A 22,036-nucleotide genomic window follows, 5' to 3' on the forward strand; every position below is an offset into this window, starting at 1 on the left:
CTTTAAAATTGAACAATTTTTTAGGCATAAGTTCGCTCTAGCCAATGTTGTAACATCATCAAACTCCAGTGCCGATACCAATGAGTAAGAGAAATATTATCGGGAACCTTTATATTATTAAAATGATTTTGTAAATCCCCAGAAATCCACTTATCAACGGGAACATAAAATCCTTTTTTAGGACGGTTAACAACCCATTCTGGCAATTCAGGAACTGATTGAATTAATAGTTTTTTACCAATTGCTAAACGGATATTACTAGGAATAGAAGCTACTGCCTCAAATAGATTACGATCAACTAGGGGAACCCGTAATTCTAATCCCCAGTTCATGCTCATTACATCACTATCCCTTAACAGCTGATTACGCATATAGCAGCTTATTTCTAACAAACTTACTTCATCTTCTATTGTCAAATCTGCTTTATGAGTATCGGCTGATGGAAAGATATAAGTAGTTAAAGGTTGATTATGAATATACTGCTGCATAATTGCACATGCTTCTTGGTGAGAGAAAATTCCTCTGAAAGTAGAATAGGCAGATGCAGAACTTGGAGACTGTTCCAAAAAATCACCCAGGCGTTTTAGTTTTGGTGATTTTCCCCAACGCGATAATCCTTTACCTATATTTTTTCCTAGAACAGGAATTGTTTGCAATGTTTTACCCCATGCTAGCATCTGGGGAATTTTTTCAAATGATTTATATCCACCAAAAATTTCGTCTCCACCTAGCCCAGATAGGACTACTTTCATGCCGTCTTCGTGGGCAATCTGTGATACAAAAAAAGTATTAAATCCATCAATACTGGGCTGATCAATAGCTTGTAGGAATTCAGGAAAGAACTGTTTTGCAACAGAGGCCGTAACTTTATATTCTGTATGTTTTGCTCCAAATAAATTGGCAACTTTTTTTGCAACTTCGCCTTCATTCCATTGGGTTTCTTCAAAAGCTATAGAGTATGTAGATATTTGTTTATTCTGCACCTTTGTAGCTAGAGCTAGAATAGCTGTAGAGTCAATTCCACCACTAAGAAAAATGCCAACAGGCACGTCACTTACCAAGTGATGTTCGATTGTATCAACTAAAGCATTACGAACTTTTTCTTGGGCTTCTATTGGTGAAATTGCTTGTGGAGTAAAGTTAATTTGCCAATACTGTTGTTTTGTGACACGATCGCCTTGCCAATACAACCAATGACCAGCTGCTAAACAATGAATATCTGCAATCAGGGTATATGGTTCTGGAACTGAACCATATACCAGATAGCCATATAATCCTTCTGGACTCAAGTTAAGGGCAGGTAAACGAGATGCAAGGATAGCTTTAAGCTCTGAAGCAAAGACTAAAGTAGAACCAGATTCCCAATAGTATAATGGCTTGATTCCTAAAGGATCGCGAGCCATAAAGCAGGTTTTTTCCCAGTCATCCCAAATAGCAAAAGCAAACATACCTCTTAAATGTTCTAAACACTTAGAACCCATTCTTTGATAGAGCTTGAGGATAACTTCTGTATCTGTTTGGGACTGGAACTGCTCTCCTTGAGAAATGAGATTTTGCCGCAGTTGTGAAAAGTTATAAATTTCACCATTGAAAGTAATCCAGTACCGACCATCAGGTGTAGACATTGGCTGATGTCCAGCAGGGCTGAGATCCAAAATTGACAGACGAGTATGAGCAAGGGCTACTCGTCGATCCTCTGATATATAAGTACCTAAATCATCTGGGCCACGGTGCTTAATAGCATTTTGCATCTTTAGCACCAAATTTTCCAGATCATGATTTATTTCTGTTTTAGTTAAAATTCCGGCGATACCACACATTTAAGACCTCTTAAGAAATACAGAAAATATAAATATGACAATTAATAGTAGATTAGCTTAATTTAGCGGCAAAGAATCTACAATTTTTCTTGACGCTAGCTACTCTTTGTACGACAGAGATACCTATGGATTCGCGTAAGTTTCTTAGAAAAGCAAGCTCTGGAAAGAAATTTTTTAATCGTAAAACTTTTAGGAAACTTGATTATTTTCCTTAAGGCATAACGAATGATGTTCTTTGGAAGCTCACCTTAAATTACCATCATTTACTTTCTTTTATACAAAATTCATTCTATTCCACAGCAAAGACACAATATCAAGTCTGGGAAAACTGCTTTTCTAAGTAATAATTAAGGCGTTGTTGAAAGCGTTCAAAACCAAATTTATCAATTACCCGCTTTCTTAATTCTTCGGGTTGATATATTAGAGGGTTAGGATATTTACCTTGGAGGATTTGAATTATAGCTTCAGCGATCGCCTCGACATCATCAGGGTCAATCAGTGCGCCTAATTCTCCTTGACATAGAGCATCAACACTTCCATCTTTATTCCCTGCCAAAGTAGGTTTACCACACGCTAGTGCTTCTAGGTAAACAATACCAAACCCTTCACCTCTACTTGGCATGGCAAACAGATCGCAAAGATTATAATAATCTCCCAGTTCTCGGTCAGGAACATAGCCAGTTAAGGTTACACAATCTTGAAGTTGAGACTCGGCAATTAACTGTTCAACTGCTGGTCGGTCAGTTCCTTTACCGACTATAACATAGTGTACATTTGGGATAGCTTGACGAATTTGGGGTAAGACGCTAAGGATTTTATTGTAGCCTTTGTATTGCTCTGATTGAGAAAGCCGAGCCACAGTAAGAATAATTGGTTGTTGTGCATTTAAGCCATATCGTTGGAGGAGATAATCTGGTTTGGGTGCAATCCTAAAGCGATTAGGAGTGAAAGTATTAGGCAGGACGACAACTTGATCTGGCTGGAGATTTTGTTCTTTGAGTAGGCGATCGCGAGTGTAATTACTAACGGCTAGAATTAAGTCAGCATTCTTGAGGGCTTTTTTAAGGGTAGGATTTTGGATGTCCCAGGCTTCTATTCCATGCGCTGCAACCCAGTAGGGAATGCCAATTAATCGTTTCAATAGGTACGCTATCACACTAAAGTTGAGATGAGTAGAAAAGATGAGTTTTGGTCGTTGCCAAAGACCAAGACCAATCATTTGCGCTGCAAGTATTGGAGTACGTAGGGATAAAGGCCAATTACCGGTTGCATGAAAACACAAATTAGGTGACTTGGATGGCACATCTGTATCGTGCTTAATTACGATATCGTAAGCAGAATCGGGGTAGAGACTTTCAAATGCTTTTAAACACAAAGAAGAGTAACATTCAATTCCACCTGTTGAGTTGAATAGGCCAGGAAACCAGAGATGATAGTGTTGGTTATGTTTACTAAAGTTTTTCTTACTCACTTTTTGTTATTAACTATCAGCAAATTCAGGGTAGGAAACTTTTTAGATAAGTTTTTTATTTATTTAGCTGTAACTTCTCCTTGCTTGGCGCGACATACATAATCAAGCGCCTGTTTTAAACCCTTGCTTGCATGAGTATAGCTGTATTGAGACACAATTTTTTGGCTTTCCTCTCCCCAGCGCCGCAAACGCTGGCAATCAGAAAATGCGTCTTGCAGGCTACTGGCTAAAGCTGATACATTACCAGCCGGAAATACAAGCCCATTGTGTTTGTGATGAATCAAATCTTGGGCACAACCCACGTGGCTGCTGACAATTACTGGGCGAGATAAGCACATTGCTTCGTTAATTGCCAGTCCCCAAGTTTCTGAAGCGCCGTAACTGGGCAACACAACTAAATCAGCAATAGCATAGGTGCGAGGCATCAAGCTTTGATTTTGAAAAGGAGCAAAATAGATATTTGAATGATGGGCGGCTGCGGTTTTTAAATCTGCTTCTAAAGAACCTGCACCGACAAATAGCAGCGATACTTGAGACAGGTTTGCTGCCAAAAAAGCTTGTAGCAAATCCAAAGGACGTTTTTTGGATTCAAATTTACCTGCAAATAGAATCACTGCATGATCCGATGGGATACCTAATTCTTGCTTCCATATAGTTGCCTGGTGTTTGGCACTCTCAGCTTGAGTAAAAAAGCGATCGTTATCAACAGCATGGGGAGAAAAAAATAGATGATTACTGGGTACACCATGATATTGAAAGTAGCCATAATTAGCTTTACCTACATAGAGGCAAGCAGCAAAGCGGCGATAAATCTGGGTAATAAACTGCTGACGCGCCCATGCTTTAATTCCACTAGGCTGTAGTAGTCGATGGGAATCACCTCTAAATAGCAATGGTATCTCAGATGAATTCCATTTCCAGAGAAATTTATAGATGCTAGCGTAGTTGTAGGTCATCAAGAGGACTGCATCAGGATTATAAGCTTTCACTTGTGAGATTAAAGATGGATTTTGTAACCCCCAAAAATGATCAACTCCTGGTTTATAACTAACATTTGGTACAAACTCGTATTCATATCCATCTAAGAGGGGAATATCCCACTGTAGGGCTTGCTGGAAGCCTGTATCAATCTGATATGTAACACCGAAGTTCCACAAGTAAAATACCTTAATCTGCAAATCACCAGCACTAGCCAGGTAACGAAACCAAGGTGCGTAGTATTGTATTGGGTGAGATGTGATAATTGCCAGTTTTATCGTATTCATAATTTAATTCATTTGTCCCCCCTGAAAAGCATGTCGTGAAACCCGCTGCTTTTTCATCAAAACTAACGAAATACCAGCAATTGTTGTGCTTGATTGAAATAAAGCAGCAACATATACTCCGGCAGAAAATTCAGATTGGAAGGAGTATGACATCATCAGTACAGCAAACAGAGACTGGAATGATAAAATTGGAGCATTCATACTCCAACGAGTTGCTTTTCCATAAGCTGCACCCAAAATAATAGCCAGTCCTCCACAGCCAATTAATCCAAAATTGGCATAGGATTCAGCTAGCAAACCCCAGCCAATAGTAGTTTTCACACTTTGTTCGTATGTCTGTAGTTTATAGTGTACGTTTAAAATGCTTGTACCTTCATGAGACCTGATTTTATTAGAGTTTAATATCCGAGGGACTAAAAGTTCGGGTAAAATTGCATAGGTCGCTCCGTATAAATAAGGTATTCTATCGGGACTCTTGTCCTGAGCTAAAAGTAGCATTTGGATTACACTAGATCGTTCAACAAAAGAAGCTTTTTCTTCGGAATTAATAGGTAAATTATCTTCACTCTTATTTCTATTTATATAAGTTAGTGAATAGCCTATCCATTCAGAATACCAAGCAGGATAATTCCAGGGTTGAACATAACAAGAGCTATTTTTAGCAAACCAATACTTCGATCTCATCTCGGATTTGCCATAGTGCAAAAAATTCAATATAACCAGAAGAATTATAATTGATATTATAGGTAGTTTTTTCCGAGAAATAACAAAGGAAATTATAGCGAGCAAAGCGATACTAGAAGCAGAGACAAGCAGCAATGTAACTGTACTTGTCACTAAATTGGCAATTAGAAATAATATAAACAATCTAGACTGTAATTTTGATAATTCTTTTTTTCCTAATTGATAAGAAAGGACAAAAACACCTAGTGCGGTTAATCCTAAAATTGTACCGCGCACTACAGCAATTGTTCCTCCATTAATAGATTCAAGCCAGCCAGCATTACTATATACATTAAATAAAACACTGGTTATCAATATAAATAAGAAAAAGTTAATGCCTTTACGAATGTTCAAACTCCGATAAAACTTAGGCATTGGAGGAATAGATTTGACAAATCGGAACCAGACTAAGGTTCCTAGTCCTAAAAATCCAGCGACCGTCAGACCAGCAAACAAATGGCTACTGGGAGAATAAGTAATAACGGTTGGATGATTACTGACAAGTGGTAAAGCATAAGTCCAAAGGAAAGTGAGAGCAAAAAATGGGAAGATAGGCATTCCATGAGCGCGACCTGAACACCAAAGATAGCTAGGTACTAGAGAAGCAATGGTAATCAATATTGCTCCAGCTTTACTAAGTAAAGAGGTATTTTCATTGAAGAAGATTTCAAAAGCAAAAAGCCCTAAAGCGATTATCCAAAATACTCTCAATAGCTGATCTTGTTTTTTCTTTGGGGGGCGAGGAAAGTATTCCCAAGGTTGAGGATTAGACTCAAAGTATCCGTTCATAATGATTTGTTAATTTTGGCATTAGTAAGGCAATTGTCAAATATACTACATTGCTTTTTAGTCATTTCTCTAGCGGTATAAGCTTGAAAAGCAGACCAGTTAGTTTCTGGTTTATAACCTTTTGGGATAGATAATAACCAATTGAGCTGGTCAACTATCTTAGGGAGCAAATCTTCTGGTTTGTTTTGGGAAGTGAAGGTTACAGATTTACCAGCTTGGCAACTCTGTAATATATTGACTACAGAACTTTGCTGGTGAAAAATGGCCAGAACGGGTTTGCGGGCTAGAATGCAAGGATAGAGTTTAGAAGCGGTATAGTCTGGGTCATCAGAACCAATCATTAGAATAGCATCGCTATCGACAAGAACTTGTAGGGCTTCAAAGTAAGGAATACGATGGACATGTTCTCGAACTAAGTCGGCAACACCTAATTCTTGAGCAATCGGCTCTACGGTTTTGACAGCGCGATTTCCTGGTGCATAACTAGTACCTACAAAATGTAATTCAACTGCTTGCCATTTTTCAGGGTGATGGCGACGCTCTGACTGGATGCCGAGAAATAGAGTCCGCAGTGCCAAAGCCATATCGTTACCACCTCGACCTACGTAAACCCAATGACGTTTACCATCATGAGGGTTAAATATTTTTTGTTGAATATTGAGGTAAGGTAGTTGCTCAAAATCAGGCTCAGGCGCACCAAAGGGTAAAACAGTAAATTGTTCTGAAAGCAAATGTGGATATCGCTGTTGTAGGGTTTTTGGATAGGCTGGTGATACGCTAATTACATGACTGACTTTGCTCATAGCTCTGGGTTCCAGCAGTTTTGCTTGGAGTTGAGAAAACCCATATTTCCAGCGTCCCCCTGGTGGAGGTGTGTTTGTCTGTTTGTAGTAATCGCTTAACCAGGGATCTTGAAAGTCTAAGACGTAAGGTATGCGGAAGCGGCGATACCATCGGGTACCCAGAGCCATTGTGATAAATACAGTTGTTGAAAAGTATATTAAATCAAATTTTGTTTGCTGAAGTAAGCGATCGCCAGCTTTGAGTAAATAGGGAAAACTTCGTATACCCAGGCTACCTAGGCCAATACGCTGAGTTTGTTGCAGAGGTAATGCCTTTGTATAAGTTACAGGGATGCGATCGGGAATTGTTTTTGCTAGTAGAGAGTCTTCAATACCTGCAACATAGTCTGGTTGAACCGTGAGAACGTGAGCTTCCCAACCAAATTGTTCCATGTAGGGTAGAGACATTCTTACCCGTTGATGATCGGGGGCATTAATGGGCGGGAAGTGGGGACTGATGATTAAAACTTTACGCTTTAAACTAGGATACATTGCATATTACAATTTAATTAGGCAGGAAAAGTCCGTTAGTATGATTTGGCAATTGACTTGGAGAATATATTTTTCCTCGTGAGTCAAACAGGTAACAGCTATAGCCAAACTGAGTAAGATAATCTCGAATTCGCTGCCCATTTTCATCTATCATCTCTGCGTAAATAGCTTTTATTCGTTGCTCCTTCAAAAATGCTTCTGCACCTTGTAAGGCTGAAATTTCATAACCTTCTACATCCAACTTCCACAAATCTACTGTTGTAATAGAACGTGCAGCTAATTCGTCTTCTAGACGTACTATCTGAATTTTTTCACCTTCAGTTTCAGATATTTGGCTCCAAGCACCATGTCCCAAGCTATCTCCAATATGGTTGAGACGTAATTGAGCCAGAGATGCACCAAGTCCTGCCTTAATTATTTCTACGGGCAGAGTGGTGTTAATTGCTAAACATTCTTTTAGCCAGTTGCCTGCTTCAGTACCGGGTTCAAATGCTAGTATTTTACCTTGCGGTAGCCACTGAGCTAAGTACATTAACATTTGGCCAATATTTGCACCTGAGTCTACAACAATACCATCGCTAGGGAGAAATTTTTTCGCCCAGTTTAGAAATGCTGCTCCTTCATATTTGCCATAAACAATCCAGCGATGGGTGGAATTTGTCAAATCAAGCTTCCAGGGAATTCCTGCTCCGGTTTCCACCCAACAAATGCCTTTTAATGCGATCGCCTCACCAAACAATCGTTCGCAAATTCCCAATTTATGTTTAAAATCCAGCGCTTGTATCCAAGTTAGAGGTAAAGGTAAAGAAATTGTTTGTATGCTCATCTTCTTTTAACTAAAACAATAGGTTATGATAAAGTTTTTCGTACTGATCTAAAATAACAGAAGCTGAAAAATGTTTTTCAGCCCGTTGACGACATTGATAACGATCAATATTTAGTAATTGGTTAACAGCAACAACTGCTTCGTCAATACTGTTAATTAAGTAACCGTCAATACCTTGACGCACAATCTCTGGCAATGCACCTCTGGGACAGGAAATTACAGGAGTACCACAAGCCAAGGCTTCAGCAAAGACAATACCAAAAGGTTCTTCCCATTCAATTGGTACAATCATGGCAGCAGCTTGTCCTAATAGATCATTTTTCTGAGCATCGTTGACAGGCCCAACATACTCAATTCCATCTTTTCCCAAGTGAGGGAGAATTTGTTGTTGCCAGTATTGACCTGCTTCCCCAGTTGTGGCGTGATTACCAGCAATGATTAAGCTGCGTCCAGTTTTTTTAGCAATAGCGATCGCATTATGCGCTCCTTTAATCTGCTCTACTCTGCCGAGAAATACCAGTGGTGCATCGGGAGCTACCTGTGGTTGGAAAGTGTATTTTTCTAGTTCCACACAGTTGTGGATGGTATGCCAAACTCCCCCGGCAGTTCGTCCGATGCTACAAATATAATCACTACAACCTGTAAAGGTCAGAGAACCCTTAGCAAGCTTTGTACCCCAGCGAGTGGTGCGATGGCTGGGATCTCGCTGATAAGACATCACCTTGGGGAGACTAGATGGTAACAGGGGTAATAAATAAAGGATGCGAGAGAAACTATGAATAATATCGGGCTGAAACTTTTTTACTGCTGACCCTAGGGTCATTGTATTCTGCAACGCATCAAATTTGTTTTGCGATCGCTTCCCCGGCCAAGGAAAGAATTGAGTTACTTTTGAGGTTGAGTCAGGGTGAGCAACTAGTCCCACGGTGTTACCACGAGTTTGTAATCCTGTAACCAATAAATCAACAATGCGCTCAATACCACCATACAATTTTGGTGGTACTGGTAGTTCAGGATCGGCAGTGAGTAGAATACGCATTTTAGGTTGCCCAACGCTTATCAGATATTTAGAGAACTATGACGTGGTAAAAAATGAAATCTGCGGAAATATCTACACCTGTTGACAACCTCTTGAGTTTACAAACTATCCATCCTCTTTTATAGATTTGATTTTTAATTTCTTCTTTTAATGATGTTAAAAAATTATTCATAACTTTAGATAATGACTAGTTTTTTTTACGAGCATCTGTCACGCATCAAAATTGTAAGATGATCGCTATGAAGCCATTGCTGTTAGGGACTCAGCCCAAAAATTAAAATGCCGATTAGCTTATTTTGTTCAAAGCTAGTTTAGCTAGTGCAGCGACATCAAGAACAGAAGGAGATGTTTCTGAGGCTAGGATTAGTTTTTGTCTGACTAAAGATATATCATATTCTGAGTCCTTGCCACATAAATAAGAAGAATACTCGTTTATTGCATCGAATTTAATCACATTGCCTTTTTGCCATGTGTATCCTCTACAACCTACTTCAGTGGTTAGGACAGGTATTTGCCACTCCAGCGCATCGGCTAGCTTAGTGCTACAGCCGCGAGACCATATAAATAAAGGATGAATGAACCATGTCCAAGTTGATGCTTCATTTTTAAGGTCTTCGTTATCAAGGCGACCTAGATATTTAACGAAATGAAACCGCTCTTCTAAATATCTGCCAAGTTCTTTTGAACTACTGACTATTCTGATAGTTCCTTCAAAATCTTTCCTAGTTTGCAAGTTAGTCAAGATACTTAGCAGTCCTTCATAGTTTGGTTGATGATCTAATGTGCCAACAAACCCTGCACGACCAGCAATCGGTTTCCAGTCTAGAGGCTTTGGTGAAATAATGCGAGGCAGCCAACTTACGGACTTTGCGCCTAGCCAACGCTCAAATGCGACTTCTTGCTCACTTAATGTAAATACATGATCTATATGTTGCCTAAGTTGCATCTCATCAAGAATTGTATTAGCTAGGTGCGATCGCTTCCTTGAAGATATTGAAGTCTGATTCTGCACTGCAAGAAAATCATCGACAAACTGCGCCCCATGAGATAACAAGACAATCTTGACATCTGGTACGGCCTTTTTTAAGTATGGTGCAATACATAATGCATCCACTTGATTGAGAAATACGTAAGGAATATGTTCTGATTGAACTTGTGCAATTAAGGCATCAATAAAAGATTGCGGAATGCGATTATAAAAGCTCGATGGTTTAAGTTTGCGGAAAATTCTCGCCTGCCATCGGCGATCTATTTCATACGCTAAAACTTCTAAGCTCCATCCTGCCGCTTCAATAACTTCTTGATATTCCTTTGTGCAGCGCTGCACTCCACCAAAAGCACTATTAACATAGACGGAGAAAGTTACAAAAAGACCTTTCTTTGTTTTGTCTGACAAGTGATTTCCTCTTTTTTATAGCAATTAAAATTATAAAAATGACTGCACTGGAGTTAATAAACTATTCAATAATTTATTTGATAGCGATATCGATAGTAAAATCTTTGCAAATTCATTGCAGCCTTCCAACCAAAAATATCTCTCAAGACTCTAAATAGTGAGCCACCGTCTGGCTTGAGATCACAACCGCCAAGTTCAGTAATTTTCTTCTCTGCATATTGCACTAACTCTGGTAAACGATGATAAGCAAGAAAAACAAAGTACTGCCAAGAGCAAGCAGTGGCATAACGTGTCCGATCGCTATTTTCAACACTTAATAATCGTTCTGTACTGAGTCGAATGACTTCATATTGAGACCACAAGGCTTTTTCAGAGCGTTGTCCACTTAAACTAGGATTTCCTGAGCGATAGTACCATTTAGCTTCAGGACAAAAAACTAAGCGCCTACTGGCAAGTACGGCTCTTGTGAAATATTCCATATCATTATTCAGTGTTAGTTCCTCATGCCATAAGCCAGTCTTGTCAATAATTTCTCGTGGATATAGCCAAGAGCTTGGGGGCATTGTTCCGTGACCTGTCCAACATTCCACCAGCCAAGCGATGGGATCATCAAAGTCGCACCAGTCGTTGTTGGGTACAAATTTAGCGGTTGACAAATCATTTTGATAAAATCTTGCCCAGGGTGCGATCGCCAAAGTACCGCTAGGTTCTTCTAAAAGACGCTTAATTTGTACTTCAATTTTTTGTGGTTCTAAAATGTCATCAGCATCAAGGTATTGAATAAAGTCGCCCTTTGCTTCTGCCAAACATCTATTTAAAGCAGCCGTTTGTCCTTTATTTTGACCTTGAGAAATCACTTTTACGCCCTTTGATTCGTAGCTTTTAGCTATCGCCAAGCTGTCATCTTTAGAGCCATCATCAACTAATATTAGTTCTATATTTCGCCAAGTTTGATTTAGAGCCGAGTCTAAAGTTTCTCGCAGATATGGATCGGCATTGTAAACAGGTATGAGTATTGAGACTAATGGACTTATTGACATTTTAATTGTTATTTGTAGCCAATTCTAAAGAGCGAAATGCTGATTCCAGACTGATTCTTGAGCATTGCTTGCTCAAACTATTAGATAGCCCGTAAAATCTTGACCATTCACATACAGCAACAAATTTAGAGTCTCTCAGACCCAGTGATTATTTGCTGGCGAAGCTGTGGCTTAAAGAATCTAATTAACCACTCTCTAAAGCGAATAGCAAAATAAGGATTAAAATTACATAATAGCCGGAATAAAGCACTTAAATTATTAGGAGTTTTACTGTGGAGGGAGAAAGCTAGATTCACACAGCTATCAGCAGTGTTCCAGTCTAAATAAGCAGCAGAAACTCCAGCAATTCCCCAAAGTTTTTGAGAAATTTCATCAGAGTATTCCCCTTTGAGAGATTCAGATACCTTCCGCATAACATGAAATTGTGCTTGGGCACATTTAATTTGGTTAGCAGAGGACATAGAATTAGCTCGATAGTAATTAATGATTGTAGTTGTCGGTTCAGCCGCAAATTTTAAACCTGCGATCGCCATGCGACAGTGAAATGCTACATCCTCATTGTAAAGTACTAATGGATCAGTGTCATAACCACCCGCTTGCAAGTATGCCGAACGACGATACAATCCACAAAAGGGATTAATTTGTTTTTGAATTGTGTATGCGATCGGATCTCGTCTCAATTCAGCATCATCAAACTTGTAAATGCCGAGCAACTCTCCAGTATCATCCCGTCGCCATTCATAATTGAATAGCACAACATCTGGCGGATTCTCTAACGCCATCCATTGATGAGCTTGTTCTACAAAATTAGGATATAAAGCATCATCGGCATCATGAAAATGAATCCACTCACAAGTTGTTTGCGCTGCTAAGACATTCTTACCATGAGAACAGCCACGATTTATCTCACCTCTAATCACCTTTGCCCCAAACTCTGCGGCAATTTTTCCTGTTTCATCTGTACTGCAATCGTCGTACACCCATATTTCATCAAATTGGATTGTTTGAGCTAAAGCAGACTTAAGTAATCGAGGTAAGTAAGCTGTAGCGTTGTATGCAGGAATACATAGTGCTAAAGAAGGATGGCTCATGGCTAGCGTTTTACCAATTTTTTAAGACTGCGTTCTAGCAAATAGTTTGCTAACTCCCGTAAAGGTAGGCGATCTAGAAATGCTAAAGGTTTTTCTAAAGATTTTTGAGGGGAAACAGCTTCAATTAACCAAGAGTTGGGGGAAATGGAATGTCTGCCATGTTTAATCAGTTTCTCATAAACTTCCAGTCTTTGTTGAGCAATAAGTTTGGGATTAAGGAAAGTTTGTATAGTCTCTTGAGCAGCTTTGCCAATTTTTTCTTGCTTTGCTTGACTCCAACTCAGTAAAATATCCAAGCTATTGGCTAAACTTTGGGCATCGCCTGCTGTGAACGTTAGCCCGTTTACTTCATCAGTAATCAAATCTGCTGCACCAGCACCCAGGGAACACAATACAGTCTGTCCTTGTGCCATTCCTTCTACACATGTGTAGTTAAATACGTCCCAAATAGACGGTACAATTATAAACTTTGCCATTGCTTGAAGTTGGCGAGTTTCTTCTGGTGAGAAAGTGCCGAGTGGCTGTGCCTTGTTTCCCCAAATATCGGGATAAGTCTGGGCAAGATAAGCAGCCATAGAAGTGTTGAAATCACGATAAGTTGTATCACGACCAATCCAATCTATTATGGGTGCTTTTTCTCCTAATAATCGCAAAGCTTCACAAACAATTGTTGTGCCTTTCCAGTATTGAATCCTTCCTACTACTAAACCATGAGCAGATTTTTTGAATGGTTGAATATTAGGTACAAGCGGCATAGCCGGAGGAATATAGCTAACATCTCGCCCAATTAGTTGTTTCCAGGCTTGAGCATTAGATTGACTGTAGGTCTGTAATTGGTCTGCAACTGAGAGTAAGTTTACTTCTAATAAGCGAACTAAATTGCCTTGCAGTTGGCTATCAACTTGGGGATCGTGAAAATCTATTTGACCAATACTGGCGTGAAGTTGCACAACAGTAGGTGGACTTTTTGCTGATATTATCCAGGGAGCAAACAGCATACCCCAATCTGTTGTTTCCACTAAGTCATAACCCTGACCTTCATTTACCTGTTCCCAAGCAGTCCAAGCTGCTGCTAAATGGCGTTGAAATTCTGGGATGGCTTGGTAACGGTTGAACTTGTATAAATTGGACGAGATTAAGTTTTCATTTAAAAACTCAACGTTAACACCATCTTTCTGATAATTTGGCAATTTGGATGTAAAGGCACTTCCTACTAAAACATCAACTTGATGACCCTGAGCAACAATCTCTGGCAATGTGTTGCTATAAAAAGTAGCAATACCACCCCCAGAATGGGGAGGATATTCAGGGATGATAAAAAGTAGCCTCATAAATTAATTTAACTTCCAGAAATAAACTAGTTGATTGACTGTTTTACTAACCCATTAATTTTGCTACTTACTGCAAGTTCTGATTCAAACTGAGACTGAATAAGTTCAGGATTGAACTCCCCTTGAGAAACTCTTTGGCACTGGTTGGCCATCTTAGTCCATTTTTCTTTTTCTGTTAGCTCATAGAGAATTTCTAAAAGCATTTCTTCATCCATATTTGTCAGATAGCTATCCCACTTATGCCTGATTGCCCAATTTCCTAAAGCAGTATCTAACGGTGCAAGGATAATAGCTGGTAAACCTAGATGAGAAAACTCAACTAACTTGCTAGGAAAACAAGTAGCGGCCCAAGGGTGTTCAGCAAGATCAAGAGGATAAGGTACCAATATACAACTAGCTTTTTCCGCCAAAAAATTTATAACTTCTACATTAGTAGCGAATAGTTCTCGATGCTCTATATTTGGACAATTATTGATTAAATCTGGTATACCCGGACGATTTAGAGGAGTAACGAGTAGCAAAGTACCGTTAATTTTTTCAAGCAAGGAAGCAATTTTATAAAAACTAGATACTTGGCTGGGATAAATACTACCTGCATAAGCAACAACAGGAGAAGTTTTAAATTTATCTTTCCACTCCACGAATTTTTGTTGCCTTCCTTCAGGAATGGGAAGAAGAATACTGACTTTACTAGTATCCATAATATTATAGGTATTAGCAAGTTCTGATGATACTGTCCAAACTCTTGTAGCTTGATTAAGCACAGCCTGCCAATTCCGTTTAATCCAATGATACTCTAATTCAGATTTTGCCCAAAGCTCTTCTTGATCATGAACAATTACCGACAATGGAACTTGCCAAATTTTAGAGAGATAGGCAGCAAACACAGAATAAATATCATGAAGAACAGTAACAATTGCTGTTGGGCGTTCTCTTAAAAAAATCTTTTCACACTCCATCTGCCAACACAAAAATCTAGTTTCAAGTAATCTTGGTATTTGACGACGATAAGGAGGCCACCACCATCTACGCATTGGTATAGAAAGAAGCTGCCATGAATCAGGCATATTTGTATCAGCAAAAGATTCCTCTGGTGCAACGATAGATATTTGCCAACTGCTTGGCAGGCGCTTTAGATGACGATCAATAATAATAAGGCTACCAGGTCCTTGTTTTGGAGCGCTACCTAGTGAAACAAGAATGTGTTGATGCTGTTTCATAAATAAAATAATTGAGTAAATTTCACAGTCAATTATCTGGCTGTGGTGGGAATAATTGAATGTTTGTTGGGAATGTAAAAATTATACAAATATCGATGTGATAACTCACAAATACTACTAGCTTGTCTAGATTAAAATGTTATAATAAATCCTTTTGACAGGTGTTACTTAATGTTTTTTATCTAAATCTAATGTGTATTAGAGCTAACCGATTCCTCCTCAAAAACTGCATAAAGATGTTGGACATTGCCTAGTAGAGATATGAGTTGAGGTCATCTACTGTGCAATGTCCAGACTGTGAGTCTACGAAAATTCGTAAGAACGGAAACGCCCTCTTTTGCTTATGGCGATTGCAACACCTGTTGGTATAGCTCAATGTATCTTTTTGTTTGCAGTTCCAGGGTATACTCTTGAAGTGCGATCGCTCGACAATTTTCACTCATTTTGTGCAGTTGCTCTCTGTCTACTAGTAATTGGACAATACCATTACAAAAATCTTGTGTATCTTCTGGTTGAGCTAAATAACCAGTTATTCCTGGACGGACTAAATCAGGTACACCACCAACTTTGAAAGAAACCATTGGCGTACCACATGCCATACTCTCTTGCAGTACCAAAGGTAAGTTATCCGCACGAGTGGGGAAGATAAACACATCAGCCGCAGAGTAGGCTATTGACTTCATGCGATCGCCACTTACATATCCCAGGTTTAAAGTTGGTATTCCCACTACTTCAAGAACTTTTTCGCCTCCACTACCCAAAGTTAGTAATAGTGTTTCCGCTTTTAACGCTTTAGGTAAAGTTTGGATCGCTTGCACAAGTAAATCCCCACCTTTACGAGAATCCTCTAAGCCATCTGCACAAAACATGATAACTTTTTTATCGGCAGGAATACCTAAAATATTTTTACATTTGTCTTTTTCTAAAGGTTGATAAGCATCAGTGTTAAGACCATATGGTATGTGATAAATTGAAAAACGGTTAAGTATACTTTTTTTTGCCTGCTCAGTCAGCCATTGACTAGGAGTCACTATCGTGAGATTAGACTTACTGTAAACCCAGTCTTTCAGTTGCCATTCTAAACGAGTATTATCTCTTGCTATCTCTGGATAAGTTTCAGGGTAGGGACATTGACCACAACCTTGCTGCCAGCGATCGCAATCGTAACTATAGGCGCAATGTCCGGTAAAGCTCCACATATCATGGAGGGTAAAAATAGCAGGTTTACTTTTGGTTAATCCAGGAATACCTAAATAATTAAAATACCCTGTGTGCAGGTTGTGGAAATTAATAATATCAGCTTGTTCATAAAAATCATGTTTCCAGATGTCAAACGTGCTTAGTAAATGGAGGTAATTTAATCCTAAGCGTCTAGTCAAACGCAATAATTGGTTTTCTACGCGATACTTATGACCTACGGCAGCAACAAGGCTACTATCAGTTTTAACTTTGCCAACTAACAGTTTTGAGTTAACACCTTGCTGCAATAAACCTTGATGAAGGCGATAGCCTGCGATCGCCGCACCGCCACCAATATCGGATTGATTAATATGCAGGACATTCATATATTTGATTGGATTATAGTTTTGTTTCGTAACTTTGATTGATGTGACGAGATCGCTAATTATTTTGATTTTTCCTACCAGGAAACACGAATTAATATCTTGAGCTAGACAGCCTTTGCTATTTTTTAAAAAAATAATAGCAATATCAGGCTATTGACTTGTAATATCTTTTCACTAAATAGAATTTTTTAAATTATTTTTTCAGATACTACTTTACTTATAAAAGTATACTTTACTTTTTTTAAAATCTTGTATAAAGCTGGAAGATAGATATTCATTAAAAACGAAGTTTTTAATGATAGATCGCTTAACATAAGATTGTTTAAAAAGTCTTGCAATAAGAATTTATTTAGAAATTTGCGAGCATTTTTTCTATCATCATTTTGCATATAATCTATACATAATAATTTATAATTTTCGGACATGACTATTCTTATTTTATTCTGGTATTTAGAGTCTAGATAGTTTTCGATGTAATGATATGCTTTCAAAATTTCCAAGCGCATTTCTATTTGAGTTCTCCAAGACCAATTCCCATTAGGATGAATTCTATATACATTCATGGTTTCATTGATGTATCCAATATTTCCGTGTTGAGCAAGTAAAATTTGCAATATCCAATCAACAAAGTTTATATCATACATCCAGTCTGGAAATTCTTGTATAAAACCCTGTCGAAACACTATTGAAGCAAATGACATAATGTTTGAGCTAAGTATATCTTCAAGAGTAAAAGTATTTTTCCAATTGTCTGGAGGCAAAAAGCACCTTGTACTGCCATCCTGATAAAGATATAAGGCATTATGAAAACAGATTGTATAGTCAGTATGTGTATCTAAAAAATCTACTTGTTTTTGTAGTTTGTACGGTGAAGTCCAGTAATCATCTCCTTCAAGAAGCGCTATATATTTACCTCGACACGCTTTAAAAGTTTGAATGAAATTATCATGCATTCCCAAATTTTTCTCAGGTAGTAACAAGCGGATTTTCTCTGGATGTTCTTGTTGATATCCAATGAGAATATCTCGCGTATTATCTTTAGAGTAGTCTTCGCCAATCACAATCTCATAGTCAAAATCAACTTGCTGCATTAGAACACTATCTAGCGCCTGAGTAATGAATTTTTCATGATTGTAGGCGAGTATTAATACACTTAGTTTCATAGGAGTACTGTCTAAATAATGTTGACTCAAACAAATTGCCCTCAGATTGAAAGTCTGGGGCTATACAAACTAAGTCAGCTGTCGCGGACTGAATTATCCTAAATTGCGGAGGCCGGCTTAGTTTGTTTAATCGCGATTTCTCATTGTCTGATTTTTCCTAAGTGGAATATATTTGTCATCGACGTGTCCGTATCAACTCCTCAGATGCATCAACTAGTCTCTCCTTGACTTCACGACTATGCTGAACTACCAACCGAATAATCTGACAGATTTTATTGATTTCCTCTGTACCAACCGCCGTACCTGTAGGCAGAACCAGTACTCGTTTGCCTAAACTTTCAGTTTCCGGTAGCAGTAGTCCTGCATGAGGAAAGTAGGAGCGATAGGGTTCCATACGATGACATCCAGGATAAAAGTAGCGTCGAGCCAATATATTTTCAGCCCAGAATATTTTTACAAATTGATCTCGGCTGACGTGAGTAATTTCCTGGTCAATTTCCAGCACAATATACTGATAGTTGGATTTTTCAGTCTCATCGTAGGTTAATAATTTAACACCTGGAATATTCCTTACCTCGTGTTGATATTGTTTGTAATTTTGATAGTTGACAGCCACGAATTCGTCTAAACTTTCCAAACCTGTTAGCCCCATTGCAGCACAAACTTCGCTCATTTTGCCATTGGTGCCGATATAACTGACATTCTCAAATCCAGAAAAGCCAAAGTTTTTCATAAGACGAATTTTGCCAGCGAGTTCATCATTATTGGTGGCGACAGCTCCACCCTCAAAGGTATTGAAAAATTTAGTTGCATGAAAGCTGAACACCTCTGCATCGCCAAAGTTACCTATCATTTGTCCGTTGTAGGAACAGCCAAAAGAATGGGCTGCGTCAAACATCAGCTTGAGGTTATGCTTGCGAGCTATTTCTGTTAGGGCTTCTACATTACAAGGTTGCCCCCATAGATGAACGCCAATGATTCCGGTCGTGCGGGGTGTAATCATTGCCTCAACCCGCCACGGATTGATAGTGTAAGTATGAGGATCAATATCACAAAAGACTGGAGTTATCTCTTGCCACTGTAATGCGTGAGCAGTAGCAATGAAGGTGAACGAAGGAATGATAACCTCTCCCGTGAGTCCTGCTGCTCTAATAGCAATTTCTAAAGCGACAGTTCCATTACACATAGGAATGCAATGCTTGACCCCAATCATGTCAGCCATGCGCTGTTCAAACTCCTGAACATAGCCACCGTTATTGGTCAACCATCCTCTATCTAGCAGGTCGTTAATTCGTTGGAACAGGCGATCGCGGTTCCCAATGTTAGGACGACCCACATGTAGCTTTTCATTAAAGGCAGGAGTCGCACCGAATATTGCTAAGTGTTCCAATCGAGTTTTGTTAATCATTTGCTGTAAATAACCTTTTAGTTTATGTCTGTTTACTAGGTGAGATAGAGAACCAATAGACTTCTCGAACAATTGCTATTAATGATTTTTATGAACCAAACTTAAAAGCTAAAATTTCCAGTGTGCTGGTACATCACTAACAGCTTGTTTAATTTTCTCAACGACTTCGGGGTCGAGTGCGCCAAATTCTACAGCTTGCAAGTTAGCTTTCACTTGTTGAGGATTTCTCATTCCTGGTATAACGACTCCAACACCTGAATGATATAAGACATAGCGCAACGCTGAAACTGTAATTCCTCCTGGAAATTCATCTAGAAAAGCCAATTTTCTGGCACTTTCCAGTAACCAATTTTTATCTCTTTCAGGCAAATAATACCGCCAATCATTTTCGGCAAATTCGGGAGTTTGGTACAAATATTTTTGCTTAAGAAAACCGGAAGCTAAAGGCACTCTAGCTATAAATTGATATTCATGATCTAAATTATTAAATAAATATTCTTCGGCACGCCGATCCAATGCATTAAATATTGCCTCAATCGTACTTCCAAATTTATCTTCTGCTACCTTTAATGCACCTTTGATAGTTTTTGAACTCACACCATATTCCTTAATATATCCTTTCTGCTTGAGTCGTTCTAGAATAAACTTATCGTAATTTTTCCAATCAAAATTATCTGGCGGACTATGAAATAGTAAAACATCAATGCAATCAATATTTAAACGCTCAAGGCTGTTAGTTACAGCTTTTTCGAGCCATTCAGGAGAAAAATCCTGAAAAGAATTACCTTGATTATCTTTTCGATTGCCAAACTTCGTACAAACAAGAAAATTCCCACTCGGATAGCTTTGAAAAGCTTTACCTAAAATTTCTTCAGATTTACCCTCTCCATAAGAATCAGCTGTATCAAAGAATTGTATACCGTGATCAAGAGCAAGATGAACTGCCTGAATAGCTTCTTTATCGTCAATATACCCCCATCCTTTATGCTGACCAGCAATAAGGTTTTCGCCGCCAAATTGCCAAGTACCAAAACCTAATTTAGCAGTTTCTGTTTTCATGCTGGGCAAAAAAGTTCTAAGTTTTTGTGTTTTCTTGAATGCAAAATCACAGAACCTTTCATGAGAATACGGTCGCCTTTGTTAGGAGTAAAAAATGCATTTCTACCATGCAAAACTCTTTCGTCATGGAAAAATACAGCATCTCCTTTTGTTAATATGATATTCGTGTAAATTCCACTATGGTGAACGCGATCTTCAAGGAAGTGCTGAAATCTTTCAACCAAATCTTTAGCTTCTGGGGTGTTATCTTTATCTAAGGGATAATAATTATAATTTAAGCGAATTCCTAATTCGTCTTCTGTAATAATGGGCTTAGTTTTGCTGACACCTTCTTTTGAAAAAGACACAGGAATTTTTTTTAGGTCTTCTAGTAACTGATGCTCATTGTCTAGCTCCAAAACTTTAATGAGCAATTCGCTATCTAAGAAAAAAGTAGCACCTCCTACTTGCGCCTGAGATAAGCAATAAAAATAATTCACCGCATCATGATGATTAAGATAAGAATTATCCGTATGAAGGGGCTGCCTAGTTTTACTTGAGCGGTACTTATTTGGACGTGCGGGATCGTAGCTAATATCTATCCAACGTTGGCCCGTTCGTTTACCTGTATCTTTATCTTCATCCATGCTAATCACTAGTCCTAAAAAATCACTTAGTTCCGTGAAATAGTCGTGAATATTTATTTGAAAATCAAACCCTAAAAAATGAACTATTTTATATTTATCGAGTGCTTCTTGGATAGCTTTTTTAGTTTCTTCAGGAGAAGTGTATTGTATTTTTTTATAAAATTCCATAATCAGCCTCACCAAATAAATCAATCTTCCTTATAAGTCAATTTTTCTTATTACTCTAGCCGGAACACCATAGACTAAGACACCATCAGGAATATCATTGACGACAACCGCACCAGCCCCGATCAGGGCACCTGCACCTATCCGCACGCGATCGATGACCGTCGCTCCAATTCCTACACAGGCTGCACGCCCCACAGTTACTCGTCCAGCTAAGTGAACACCTGGACAAATATGCGCTCCATCTTCTATAACGCACTCATGATCAACACTCGCAGAAGTGTTGATAATGACATTCTGACCAATCTTTGATCCGGGATTAATAACCGCTCCAGCTGCAATTACGGTTCCCGATCCTATAGACACGTCAGCAGCAATTACTGCGGTTGGGTGGATAGCAGTTGCTAAGGAAAAACCTTTTCTATAAATTAATTCAGACAACTTTAATCGCGCCTGACAATCTCCGAATCCAAAAATTATATACTTAATCCCTTTATCCTTACAATAATCTAACTGTTCTTGTCCTCCCAGAATTTGAGATCCGCAGAAGTTTTCACCATGACGTTGTGGATTCACATTATCAAGGAAACCAACAATTTCATAGATTCCTTGTAAGCGAATTATGTCTGCGACCACTAAAGCGTGCCCAGAAGCACCCCAGAACAGTAACTTTGATATCATAAAAATTTACTAAAAATCTTCGTT

At 38.7% G+C, this 22,036-nt stretch carries 18 protein-coding genes; all 18 read right to left on the bottom strand.

What is annotated here, in order from left to right; all coding sequences use genetic code 11:
- Positions 1 to 20: 20 nt before the first annotated feature.
- A complete protein-coding gene (gene asnB, locus G1O98_RS11840; RefSeq protein ID WP_163929000.1) occupies positions 21 to 1,820 on the bottom strand; it encodes an asparagine synthase (glutamine-hydrolyzing) in 1,800 nt (599 codons plus the stop codon).
- Positions 1,821 to 2,133: 313 nt separating this feature from the next.
- Positions 2,134 to 3,291: a glycosyltransferase gene (locus G1O98_RS11845; RefSeq protein WP_163929001.1), complete on the bottom strand. Its 1,158-nt coding sequence runs from the start codon at positions 3,289 to 3,291 to the stop codon at positions 2,134 to 2,136.
- Positions 3,292 to 3,350: 59 nt separating this feature from the next.
- On the bottom strand, positions 3,351 to 4,556 hold the full coding sequence (locus tag G1O98_RS11850; protein WP_163929002.1) for a glycosyltransferase family 4 protein: 1,206 nt from the start codon (positions 4,554 to 4,556) through the stop codon (positions 3,351 to 3,353).
- Between the two features lie 3 nt (positions 4,557 to 4,559).
- The gene (locus G1O98_RS11855) at positions 4,560 to 6,068 is read right to left on the bottom strand and encodes a hypothetical protein (RefSeq protein ID WP_163929003.1); all 1,509 of its coding nucleotides are present in this window, start codon (positions 6,066 to 6,068) and stop codon (positions 4,560 to 4,562) included.
- Positions 6,065 to 7,402, bottom strand: coding sequence for a glycosyltransferase family 4 protein (locus G1O98_RS11860; protein WP_163929004.1), 1,338 nt, complete (start codon positions 7,400 to 7,402; stop codon positions 6,065 to 6,067). The genes G1O98_RS11855 and G1O98_RS11860 overlap by 4 nt, the downstream gene beginning before the upstream one ends.
- Positions 7,403 to 7,415: 13 nt before the next feature.
- Positions 7,416 to 8,228, bottom strand: coding sequence for an FkbM family methyltransferase (locus G1O98_RS11865; RefSeq protein WP_163929005.1), 813 nt, complete (start codon positions 8,226 to 8,228; stop codon positions 7,416 to 7,418).
- Between the two features lie 10 nt (positions 8,229 to 8,238).
- A complete protein-coding gene (locus G1O98_RS11870; RefSeq protein ID WP_163929006.1) occupies positions 8,239 to 9,267 on the bottom strand; it encodes a glycosyltransferase in 1,029 nt (342 codons plus the stop codon).
- A gap of 286 nt (positions 9,268 to 9,553) precedes the next feature.
- Entirely contained in the window at positions 9,554 to 10,663 is a 1,110-nt protein-coding gene (locus tag G1O98_RS11875; RefSeq protein WP_163929007.1) for a glycosyltransferase, read from the bottom strand.
- A gap of 65 nt (positions 10,664 to 10,728) precedes the next feature.
- Positions 10,729 to 11,703: a glycosyltransferase family 2 protein gene (locus G1O98_RS11880; RefSeq protein WP_163929008.1), complete on the bottom strand. Its 975-nt coding sequence runs from the start codon at positions 11,701 to 11,703 to the stop codon at positions 10,729 to 10,731.
- A gap of 125 nt (positions 11,704 to 11,828) precedes the next feature.
- Positions 11,829 to 12,794, bottom strand: coding sequence for a glycosyltransferase family 2 protein (locus G1O98_RS11885; protein ID WP_163929009.1), 966 nt, complete (start codon positions 12,792 to 12,794; stop codon positions 11,829 to 11,831).
- A gap of 2 nt (positions 12,795 to 12,796) precedes the next feature.
- On the bottom strand, positions 12,797 to 14,125 hold the full coding sequence (locus G1O98_RS11890) for a glycosyltransferase (protein ID WP_163929010.1): 1,329 nt from the start codon (positions 14,123 to 14,125) through the stop codon (positions 12,797 to 12,799).
- Between the two features lie 26 nt (positions 14,126 to 14,151).
- Positions 14,152 to 15,345, bottom strand: coding sequence for a glycosyltransferase family 4 protein (locus G1O98_RS11895; RefSeq protein WP_163929011.1), 1,194 nt, complete (start codon positions 15,343 to 15,345; stop codon positions 14,152 to 14,154).
- Between the two features lie 341 nt (positions 15,346 to 15,686).
- Positions 15,687 to 16,910 (bottom strand): glycosyltransferase family 4 protein, encoded by a 1,224-nt coding sequence (locus G1O98_RS11900; protein WP_163929012.1) that lies wholly within the window; start codon positions 16,908 to 16,910, stop codon positions 15,687 to 15,689.
- A gap of 188 nt (positions 16,911 to 17,098) precedes the next feature.
- Positions 17,099 to 18,073 (bottom strand): glycosyltransferase, encoded by a 975-nt coding sequence (locus tag G1O98_RS11905; RefSeq protein WP_163929013.1) that lies wholly within the window; start codon positions 18,071 to 18,073, stop codon positions 17,099 to 17,101.
- 175 nt (positions 18,074 to 18,248) lie between these two features.
- Positions 18,249 to 19,481 (bottom strand): DegT/DnrJ/EryC1/StrS family aminotransferase, encoded by a 1,233-nt coding sequence (locus G1O98_RS11910; RefSeq protein ID WP_163929014.1) that lies wholly within the window; start codon positions 19,479 to 19,481, stop codon positions 18,249 to 18,251.
- 108 nt (positions 19,482 to 19,589) lie between these two features.
- Entirely contained in the window at positions 19,590 to 20,540 is a 951-nt protein-coding gene (locus tag G1O98_RS11915; protein ID WP_163929015.1) for an aldo/keto reductase, read from the bottom strand.
- A complete protein-coding gene (locus tag G1O98_RS11920) occupies positions 20,537 to 21,334 on the bottom strand; it encodes a TauD/TfdA family dioxygenase (RefSeq protein WP_163929016.1) in 798 nt (265 codons plus the stop codon). The genes G1O98_RS11915 and G1O98_RS11920 overlap by 4 nt, the downstream gene beginning before the upstream one ends.
- Before the next feature lie 30 nt (positions 21,335 to 21,364).
- The gene (locus tag G1O98_RS11925) at positions 21,365 to 22,012 is read right to left on the bottom strand and encodes an acetyltransferase (protein ID WP_163929017.1); all 648 of its coding nucleotides are present in this window, start codon (positions 22,010 to 22,012) and stop codon (positions 21,365 to 21,367) included.
- Positions 22,013 to 22,036 lie beyond the last annotated feature (24 nt).

The sequence above is a fragment of the Nostoc sp. UIC 10630 genome (assembly GCF_010747425.1).
Lineage (GTDB): Bacteria > Cyanobacteriota > Cyanobacteriia > Cyanobacteriales > Nostocaceae > Nostoc.

Bases quoted from the DNA above. Each gene is read 5' to 3' on its own strand.
- asnB (WP_163929000.1), bottom strand. From the start codon at position 1,820: ATGTGTGGTATCGCCGGAATTTTAACTAAAACAGAAATAAATCATGAT.
- G1O98_RS11850 (WP_163929002.1), bottom strand. From the start codon at position 4,556: ATGAATACGATAAAACTGGCAATTATCACATCTCACCCAATACAATAC.
- G1O98_RS11855 (WP_163929003.1), bottom strand. From the start codon at position 6,068: ATGAACGGATACTTTGAGTCTAATCCTCAACCTTGGGAATACTTTCCT.
- G1O98_RS11860 (WP_163929004.1), bottom strand. From the start codon at position 7,402: ATGTATCCTAGTTTAAAGCGTAAAGTTTTAATCATCAGTCCCCACTTC.
- G1O98_RS11865 (WP_163929005.1), bottom strand. From the start codon at position 8,228: ATGAGCATACAAACAATTTCTTTACCTTTACCTCTAACTTGGATACAA.
- G1O98_RS11870 (WP_163929006.1), bottom strand. From the start codon at position 9,267: ATGCGTATTCTACTCACTGCCGATCCTGAACTACCAGTACCACCAAAA.
- G1O98_RS11880 (WP_163929008.1), bottom strand. From the start codon at position 11,703: ATGTCAATAAGTCCATTAGTCTCAATACTCATACCTGTTTACAATGCC.
- G1O98_RS11885 (WP_163929009.1), bottom strand. From the start codon at position 12,794: ATGAGCCATCCTTCTTTAGCACTATGTATTCCTGCATACAACGCTACA.
- G1O98_RS11890 (WP_163929010.1), bottom strand. From the start codon at position 14,125: ATGAGGCTACTTTTTATCATCCCTGAATATCCTCCCCATTCTGGGGGT.
- G1O98_RS11895 (WP_163929011.1), bottom strand. From the start codon at position 15,345: ATGAAACAGCATCAACACATTCTTGTTTCACTAGGTAGCGCTCCAAAA.
- G1O98_RS11900 (WP_163929012.1), bottom strand. From the start codon at position 16,910: ATGAATGTCCTGCATATTAATCAATCCGATATTGGTGGCGGTGCGGCG.
- G1O98_RS11905 (WP_163929013.1), bottom strand. From the start codon at position 18,073: ATGAAACTAAGTGTATTAATACTCGCCTACAATCATGAAAAATTCATT.
- G1O98_RS11910 (WP_163929014.1), bottom strand. From the start codon at position 19,481: ATGATTAACAAAACTCGATTGGAACACTTAGCAATATTCGGTGCGACT.
- G1O98_RS11915 (WP_163929015.1), bottom strand. From the start codon at position 20,540: ATGAAAACAGAAACTGCTAAATTAGGTTTTGGTACTTGGCAATTTGGC.
- G1O98_RS11920 (WP_163929016.1), bottom strand. From the start codon at position 21,334: ATGGAATTTTATAAAAAAATACAATACACTTCTCCTGAAGAAACTAAA.
- G1O98_RS11925 (WP_163929017.1), bottom strand. From the start codon at position 22,012: ATGATATCAAAGTTACTGTTCTGGGGTGCTTCTGGGCACGCTTTAGTG.